Source organism: Psychrobacter cibarius, from assembly GCF_904845955.1.
Taxonomy (GTDB): domain Bacteria; phylum Pseudomonadota; class Gammaproteobacteria; order Pseudomonadales; family Moraxellaceae; genus Psychrobacter; species Psychrobacter cibarius_B.
The window spans coordinates 1-7,482 of record NZ_CAJGYX010000013.1; the positions used below are offsets into that span (position 1 = coordinate 1).

10 protein-coding genes are annotated in these 7,482 nt (G+C 39.7%); 7 read left to right on the forward strand and 3 right to left on the reverse strand.

All coding sequences use genetic code 11. The annotated features are described in order from the left end of the window. Positions 1–1,322, forward strand: a 1,322-nt coding sequence (locus JMV76_RS14260) for an aminomethyltransferase family protein (protein ID WP_201503143.1), incomplete at its 5' end; no start/stop codon positions are given. A 14-nt stretch (positions 1,323–1,336) separates the two neighbouring features. Here JMV76_RS14260 and JMV76_RS15280 read toward each other — a convergent pair. Continuing rightward, on the reverse strand, positions 1,337–1,642 hold the full coding sequence (locus JMV76_RS15280; protein WP_143515699.1) for a DNA cytosine methyltransferase: 306 nt from the start codon (positions 1,640–1,642) through the stop codon (positions 1,337–1,339). A 34-nt stretch (positions 1,643–1,676) separates the two neighbouring features. On the opposite strand from JMV76_RS15280, the gene JMV76_RS14270 reads away from it, so the two are divergent. Continuing rightward, positions 1,677–2,123 carry a MerR family transcriptional regulator gene (locus tag JMV76_RS14270; RefSeq protein WP_025651139.1) on the forward strand — a complete coding sequence of 149 codons (447 nt, stop codon included), beginning with the start codon at positions 1,677–1,679 and terminating at the stop codon, positions 2,121–2,123. Between the two features lie 141 nt (positions 2,124–2,264). On the opposite strand, the gene repM is transcribed toward JMV76_RS14270, so the two are convergent. After that, entirely contained in the window at positions 2,265–3,215 is a 951-nt protein-coding gene (gene repM / locus JMV76_RS14275; RefSeq protein ID WP_084212265.1) for a replication initiation protein RepM, read from the reverse strand. A gap of 516 nt (positions 3,216–3,731) precedes the next feature. Then, entirely contained in the window at positions 3,732–4,634 is a 903-nt protein-coding gene (mobV, locus tag JMV76_RS14280) for a MobV family relaxase (protein ID WP_051403460.1), read from the reverse strand. A gap of 458 nt (positions 4,635–5,092) precedes the next feature. Here mobV and JMV76_RS14285 point away from each other — a divergent pair, with 458 nt between their 5' ends. From JMV76_RS14285 to JMV76_RS14305, 5 genes are all read left to right on the forward strand, one after another. Continuing rightward, the gene (locus JMV76_RS14285) at positions 5,093–5,368 is read left to right on the forward strand and encodes a hypothetical protein (protein WP_087040377.1); all 276 of its coding nucleotides are present in this window, start codon (positions 5,093–5,095) and stop codon (positions 5,366–5,368) included. A gap of 90 nt (positions 5,369–5,458) precedes the next feature. Then, the gene (locus JMV76_RS14290) at positions 5,459–5,743 is read left to right on the forward strand and encodes a type II toxin-antitoxin system RelB/DinJ family antitoxin (RefSeq protein ID WP_025651143.1); all 285 of its coding nucleotides are present in this window, start codon (positions 5,459–5,461) and stop codon (positions 5,741–5,743) included. Next, positions 5,730–5,996: a type II toxin-antitoxin system RelE/ParE family toxin gene (locus tag JMV76_RS14295; RefSeq protein WP_015060936.1), complete on the forward strand. Its 267-nt coding sequence runs from the start codon at positions 5,730–5,732 to the stop codon at positions 5,994–5,996. The genes JMV76_RS14290 and JMV76_RS14295 overlap by 14 nt, the downstream gene beginning before the upstream one ends. A gap of 544 nt (positions 5,997–6,540) precedes the next feature. Beyond that, positions 6,541–6,885 (forward strand): DMT family transporter, encoded by a 345-nt coding sequence (locus JMV76_RS14300; RefSeq protein WP_102076209.1) that lies wholly within the window; start codon positions 6,541–6,543, stop codon positions 6,883–6,885. Next, positions 6,885–7,445: a TetR/AcrR family transcriptional regulator gene (locus JMV76_RS14305; protein ID WP_025651147.1), complete on the forward strand. Its 561-nt coding sequence runs from the start codon at positions 6,885–6,887 to the stop codon at positions 7,443–7,445. The genes JMV76_RS14300 and JMV76_RS14305 overlap by 1 nt, the downstream gene beginning before the upstream one ends. Positions 7,446–7,482 lie beyond the last annotated feature (37 nt).

Sequence of the window (7,482 nt, forward strand, 5' to 3'; positions counted from 1 at the left end):
CCTATAGCCCTTATATTCCTTTTTTTAAAGACGTTGCCGATTACAATGTGGCGTTTGGGCATCTTTATCCTTATCAATTTATGGACTGGAAAACAGAAGTCCTTTCATGGAAAGAGAGCTGCTACTTGCACGCTGGGCTAAATCCGCCAATGCCTGCACGCATCACAGGACCCGATGCATTAACATTGTTTCGCGATCATTGTATCAACGATTTTAGCCGATTTAGCGTTGGTGCATCAAAGCATGCCGTGATGTGTAACTATAAGGGTAATGTGATGGCGGATGGTATGCTGCTTCGCACAGAGGATAATGCATTCGTATCATATTTTTTATCGCCTTACCTAGAATACATTACCAGTCGTGGCAACTATGATGTCAATATCGAAGATTTGACAGGCAAATCCTTTCTGTTCCAACTGGGTGGTCCCTTATCTTTGAAAATTCTTGAGGCAGCCACCCAAGAATCCCTCAGTGATATTAAATTTATTTGGCATCGCACAGTGCATATCTACGGGGGTGAACTACCACCAACAGGTATTGCTGTGCGGATTTTTCGGTTGGGCGTAGCAGGCACACTGGCGTATGAAGTGCATGGGGATATCAAAGATGCTCCATTGGTTTATCAAGCCTTAATGGCAGCAGGACAACCGTTTAACTTAGTTCGTCTAGGGATGCGTGCTTACGGCATGAATCATACGGAAAATGGTTTTGCCCAAGCCTTTATCCACTTTTTACCTGCTTGGGCCCAAGATGAAGACTTTATGGACTATTTAAATGGCAAATACGATGCTTTGCTTGCCAAACTGCCAGGCAGTGCAGGTGTCGATATCACCCGTCGTTATTTTAACCCTATCGATTTAGGTTGGGGGCATATGATCACCTTTGATCATGACTTCATTGGCAGAGCCGCCCTTGAAGTTGCCATGCAGCAGCAAGCAAAAAAAATTGTAACGCTTGAATGGTATGCGGACGATATTAAAGATATCTATGCCTCTTATTTTGAGTCTGGTGAGTCTTTTGAGTTCATGGAATTCCCAGCCAATCCTATTTGGACAACGCAGAGTTCTATTGTTGTGGCAGATGAGGTACAGATCGATAATCGCAGTATAGGTATTTCAAGCGGACGTATTTATTCGTTTTATTACCGTCGTATGATTTCTTTGGCGGTTATTGAAACTGAGTATGCTATCGAAGGTACCACCTTAGAGGTTATCTGGGGTAATCCAGGCAAACGACAAAAAAAAATACGGGCCAAGGTGAGCCGTTTCCCTTATCTTACCCTACCTCGCAACCGTGATATCGATACTAAGGCGTTGCCTTGAAAGGCAATTTGATATCAGCACAGAAAACAAGAAAATATATGAAATGTTGCCTGATGATTATATAAGGTGTTGCTATCCGTTCGCATTAGTCGCTGATAGTTACTTTGGGCTTCAATGGGGTAGCCCTCAACATCTGCAATAGTTTCATTAGGCAAATCACTAATCGCCTGTTCACAGATAATGAAGCTTTGGGTGGTAGGCTCTGGAAAAATAAAGATTTTACCATTTTTTAAACCAATAGAAAAAGCACTACGTCTGTTTTGGGGTACAACATATTCAGAAGCCAATAGTATTTTATAGGTTACGGTATAGTTATTCAAAACTAGATAAAAATTATATTTTTAAGGTTATAGTATGGAATCTGATACATCATTTTTATTAATAGGAGCTTTAGCAACACAAGCTAACACAACCAAAGATACTATTCGTCATTACGATGAGATGGGACTACTGAAATCTCGAAAACGCCAAGCAGGATCACGCCTATACACCGAATTTCATCCTGAATGTATTGAGCGTATTAAAATGATTAAAGACGCACAAGCTATCGGTTTTACTCTTAACGAATGTAAAAGATACCTGAATGATCATTTCAATGGCACTCTCAATATTGATAAAGATTTAATTACTATTTCCGAAAAACTTACTAAGGCGAAACGTCAAAAAACTGAGATCATCAATACTATTAACCAGCTTAGTGCTTGTTATACTATTTTAGAAGAAATAAAGTCAGAAAATATTGGCTTCATTTCTAACTCTGAATGGGAAAAACGAATAGCGGCGCAGCTCTCCTTAACCTGAATCGCACCGATCACGAACAGAATATGTATGATAAGCACACTGTGACTATTTCAGCGAGTTAAAACGTTGATACCATTAGATTACAGCTTAGCGTTCAAGTCCTCACTAGGGAACCGAACCCATCTAACACACTCATCAGACCTAGTATTCAAGATATTCTTTGATAGGACGTTTATTAAACTGTGTAGGGTCTTTTTTAAGGCGGTTAATCATTTCAAATTCCCATCCTTGTTGTGACTGTCCAGCTAGGCTGGTAGGACTTACTAAATGATTGTATTCCGCCATAAAAGCAGGGTTACGAGCAATACGCCCTAGCTGCTTATCATTCAGTCCATCAACCGTGAACATATCTGCTGTACTGGCGTCGCGCTCCTTACTAACTACATCAGTCTTAGCTTTTGGCTTTTCATGAACAGTGAAAGTAAAACCTATAATTTTGCGTCCCTTTTTTACGTTCTCATATTTGACTTTAAGATCCGATTTTTTGTTAATCTCATCTGTAGCAAGGTCTAAAACACGTTTCTTAAAATCACACATCGCTTTGTATTCATTGATTCCTAGCCCCATCTGGTCTCTAAAAACCCCTATCTCAAAACATGGTGTTTTTTTAGCTGTGCGCCATTGCGTCAATAACTCATAAAGGCGTACTGAATAAACACTATCAAACTGTGTCGTTTGCTCTAGCAAATACGAGGTAAAAAACTGTTCTAAGCCATTGATACGGCTGATACCTTCTACAACAGCAAGAGTAAATACTATTTCTATTGCGCCCTCACCATCATGATATTGTACCTGCTGCAACCAACGGCTTTTAATCGGCTTACCATTATCATCAAGGTAGGTAAAACGTCTATTAAATAGGGTTTCTTCAGCTTCTTTCATGCGTTTATAGCCATTTTGCCGTGTAGTTTCAAATACCTCTGCATAACGAGTGGCATCAATTCGTAACGGCTTGTCTGTACTTAATCCTGTGGCTGTCTCTCTAGCATCAACTATGGCTAGTTGAATAATTCGCACTTCAGCCAATGATAAAGTTTGTAATGCCTGATTCAGTTGATTAGTTTTTACGACTAGGTTTTTTTTAGTGTGCATAACCATCTTATCCATAAGTATTTAATGACATATTACATTAAGTCATCTAAAGGTCAAATTATAAATAGTCCTTTAATGGTAACTAAACGTCCTTTAATGGGTAACTAAACGTCCTTTAATGGGTAACTAAACGTCCTTTAATGGGTAACTAAACGTCCTTTAATGGGGTCTGAAAGTCAGTAACAGTAAGGGCTACAGCGAGCTTAAAAGCTATTAAAAGCATTAAAAGCATTAAAAGCATTTTCTTATTTTTTTTACTAACTGAAAAGATAAAAGAAAAAAGCCCTAGTTACCTCGAAATATCAGAGGCTTTTTTGTTCTCTTTTGGATCAGATAATCGATCAACACTTTCAAAATTATTTATCAGTTTATTTTTGACTTCATCCAAAGCAGTAGGTTTTTTAAAATTTATAAATTTTTTAGCATTCTATTGATTTTATTTTTCTTTAACCTTAGTAATGAGGTATAGAAACCACTCTATATGCCTACGTAATTAGATTTAACAGCCTTCATTCTCTATTTTGATAGATACCTAGCCCTTTCATATTTAACTCTCTCTATGGCGATTTTACGGCTTTCTAGCTGCATTGCTTCATTCAATCTAGCGATTTCCTCTTGATTTAAACCTTGAATTGCCACTAGGTAAGGCTCAACACGTTTTTTAAGGGTGTCATAGCTCGCTTCCGCAACGTTTTTATCCAATCTAGCCTTCTCGTAGTCCATCAGGATGCTGTTTGCTGCCTTCACAGTGGGTTCTACTTGCTCAATAACGGCTATTGTGACCTTTTCCCCATATCTAGCCTTGCTTTCAAACATTTCAGGCTTAGGCGCTACGGTCGTAATACTAAAATCTCGCGCGTGATTGATGTCGTGGTAATACTCCTTGATGCTGGTATGTTTGGCTTTAGAGCCTTCCTTGCCCCTCGTTAGCCCTAAATCAGCGACCGTGTTGGCAAAATCGGTTTGCATCTGATTTAACTTAACCCTGCCGCCTAGAAAACCCTTACAGTTGAGCTTCCCTTTTTGGTCAATAGGAACGACATAAGCGACCAGCTGCGGTGTACTTATGTCCCGATGAATACTCATACCTGCAATATTTCCTTCTCCATGTTTATCCATGAGCCACTGAGCAGATCGCTTAAAAAATTCAGCTTCTTGGCTTTTTCCCCAACCTTCCCATTCAGGACTGGCGGTGATCAAATACTCAATACATAGCACCGCATCAGCGCGTCTTTTTTCAGGAAGTCGATCTTTTATTATCTGTTTGACGGCTTCAGGGGTAGCAACGCTATGATGATTTTTAGGGGTGAGGTTGGGGTCAGCATTGGGCGTTTCTATCATTCGGTAGCTGTGTGCAAGACTGCCACCAATGTTGCCCATCGTCTTTAATTTTGCCGTCCTCAAAATTGCATAGTTCATCGCCACTTTTTTCCTATAATTGGGTGTTATTTCACTGAGGTGTACTTACTACACCATAAATTCGCCTGTTAGGAAAGCGTGATTTTTGCAGCAAAAGGCGGTAAAAAAGGGCTATTTTTCACTGTTTTTCAACTTGGCTGTTTACAGATTGTAAACACCTTTTTTCTTTATAAATCAATAACTAAGAACGATTTTGTTTGCACTTTGCAAACACTTCAATTTCAATAAACCTAACAATATCAGCTATTTGGCAGTCCCTTTAGGGTGCGTATGGTGTAGTCATTAAATTAGGTAGAAAATAACGGGTCTTTTATCTGTCGTAAAATCTGCTACAAAAAAGGGATTATAAGAGCGTTACTTCTCGTCATTCACTGGCATAATCTTAGGCTGGTACAAACAACTTATTAACCTAAAAAAATCATCTGTAGCTACAGATGATTCTAGTAGCGGAGTTATTTATGAGCATGATCGGTGTATCAGTAGCTAGCAATAAAAGCCTTCAACTTGAAGCCACTCAAGAAGCCTACAATAGAGCTGTCGTGAAGCTTAATTTGCTGTTGATTGACGATAAAACACACGAAGAAGTGGTCAGAAGCAAGCTGTTTGAAGTCATGGATGAAAGAAATCAGCTGGGGAAGTACTCCACTTCTGATCTGTATGTCATGCAAAAAAGCATTGAGAAAACGGTTGATGATTTTCTTGCTGGATTAAATGAGCAGACTATTACCCCTTAGATTAGCGAGAAGATAGAACGCTAAAGTTATTGAGGTTTAATCACCTTTCGCTTATATTGGGGGTACGAATATAAGCGAAAGGTGATTGCTATGACTACAACTAATTATAATATACGGCTTGACCAGGATCTGAAAGATAGGTCTTTCTCTGTTCTTGAAAGCTATGGTCTAACGCCTTCACAAGCCATAAGACTGTTCTTGAACCAAGTAGCCGATACTAATGCGATTCCTCTGTCTTTTGACTATCAACAACCTAAGCTCAACGCGCAAACACTTGCTGCTATTGCAGAGGTCGCGAGCGGTAACGGCACTAAGTACGATAGCTTTGGTGATTTGATGGATGAGCTAGAAGGCGAGGCTGATGAGATCCATTGAAGTATCCAGTCAGTTTAAGAGAGATGCCAAAAAGAATTATCTAAGCTTGCTCACTCCTGCATGGGGCGAGGTGCTTAATTGTTTGACGAACGATATACCGCTACCGGCTAAATACAAAGACCATGCGTTGACCGGCAATCATAAAGGGTTTAGGGATTGCCATATTAAGCCTGATTTGGTGCTTATCTACCGTGTTCAGAGCGATACGGTAGATTTTGTTAGGCTGGGTAGCCATTCAGAGGTGTTTGATTAGCCTGTTTTAAGTGGTTCCACAATGACAGTCTGTTTTGAGTAGTCTGTTAATAGGTTTTTGGAGTGAAATAGCTAGTTCCGCTGGGGTATACTCTATTCACAGACCTGATATCAATTTAGCTGAAGGTACACCGTATATAGCTTATAGTAGCTGTAAAAATTCTTAACCTTTTGCCACTAGCCAAGTTCCTGCAAGTCCCATAAACGATGCACCAGCTCGGTTGAAATTCTAACGAGATTTTGGGCTTTTTAATCGTTGTCGAGCATAGCCTGCCACAATGGCATATATCATTATACCAATACAGTTAGTGTCACTACGTCAGGTTCTGTACAGGGAAAAAACTAGTAATATACTTAAAGAAAACAAGATGGCTTGAGAGCTTTGCTTTTGGCTCATCAACTCAAAGAAATTACTTAGCGGGCTAATCTTTCCAGATTCTATGCTGACCCCATTAAAGAAATTTAACATAAAAAAGTCACAAATTTTATTATGTATACCAACTAGTTGGTATGTATAATAGGATTTTTTCCTACTGGTTAATTTTATGAACTCGCTTTTATCCTATGCTGCTCTGTTTTTTGCCATCGTACTTGAAGTCATCGCTACCACGTTTTTAGGCAAATCTGAGCATTTCACTCGCCTTGTGCCGACTCTTATCTGTGGGGTATTTTATGCAGGATCATTTTTTATGCTGGCACAGGCATTACGCACCTTACCCATTGGCATTGCTTATGCAACTTGGGGTGGTCTCGGGATTATCTTAACAGTGGTTATTGGCGTCTTGGTCTTTAAGCAAAAACCAGATATGGCAGCTATTGTAGGTATTGCACTGATTGTGATTGGGGTAGTAGTGATTAATGGCTTTTCTAAAATGAGTGGGCATAGCTAATGACTAATCTGAATAGACCTAAAAAAAACCCTGACATGGTGCGGCATCGCTTATTACAAAGTACCGCAAGTTTAATGACTACGCACGGCTTTGCAGGGGTAAGCATTGATAAGGTGGCAACTGAAGCAGGGGTCACTAAAGGAGCTTTATTTCATCATTTTCCCAATAAAAAGGCTCTAATTGAAGCTGTATTTGACCGTGAATTAGCGATGCTTGACAAGTTGCTTGACGATTTATTAGCTAAAGATACAGTCGATTATGGTCGTTTTACTAGAGCCTATATCCATGCCACTTTCTTTGCCTGTATTGATGATAGATTATCTTCAGCTTTGACATTTTCGCTGTGTGCTAGACCTGAGTTAGTTGAGCGTTGGGATGTGTGGATGGCAGGACGTATGGTGAAGCATCAAAAGACCGATAACAGCCTACAGCTTGAAGTAGCTAGAATGGCAGCCGATGGCATTTGGTTCACCCATTTATTACACGGCGGCAAGCTCACTACCAAAAAAGATTTACATGCCCTTAAACAGCAATTACTTGAGATGACGCATGCTACTTAATGACGGGAGTCACCGATGAAGCAAGAGAATACTATTC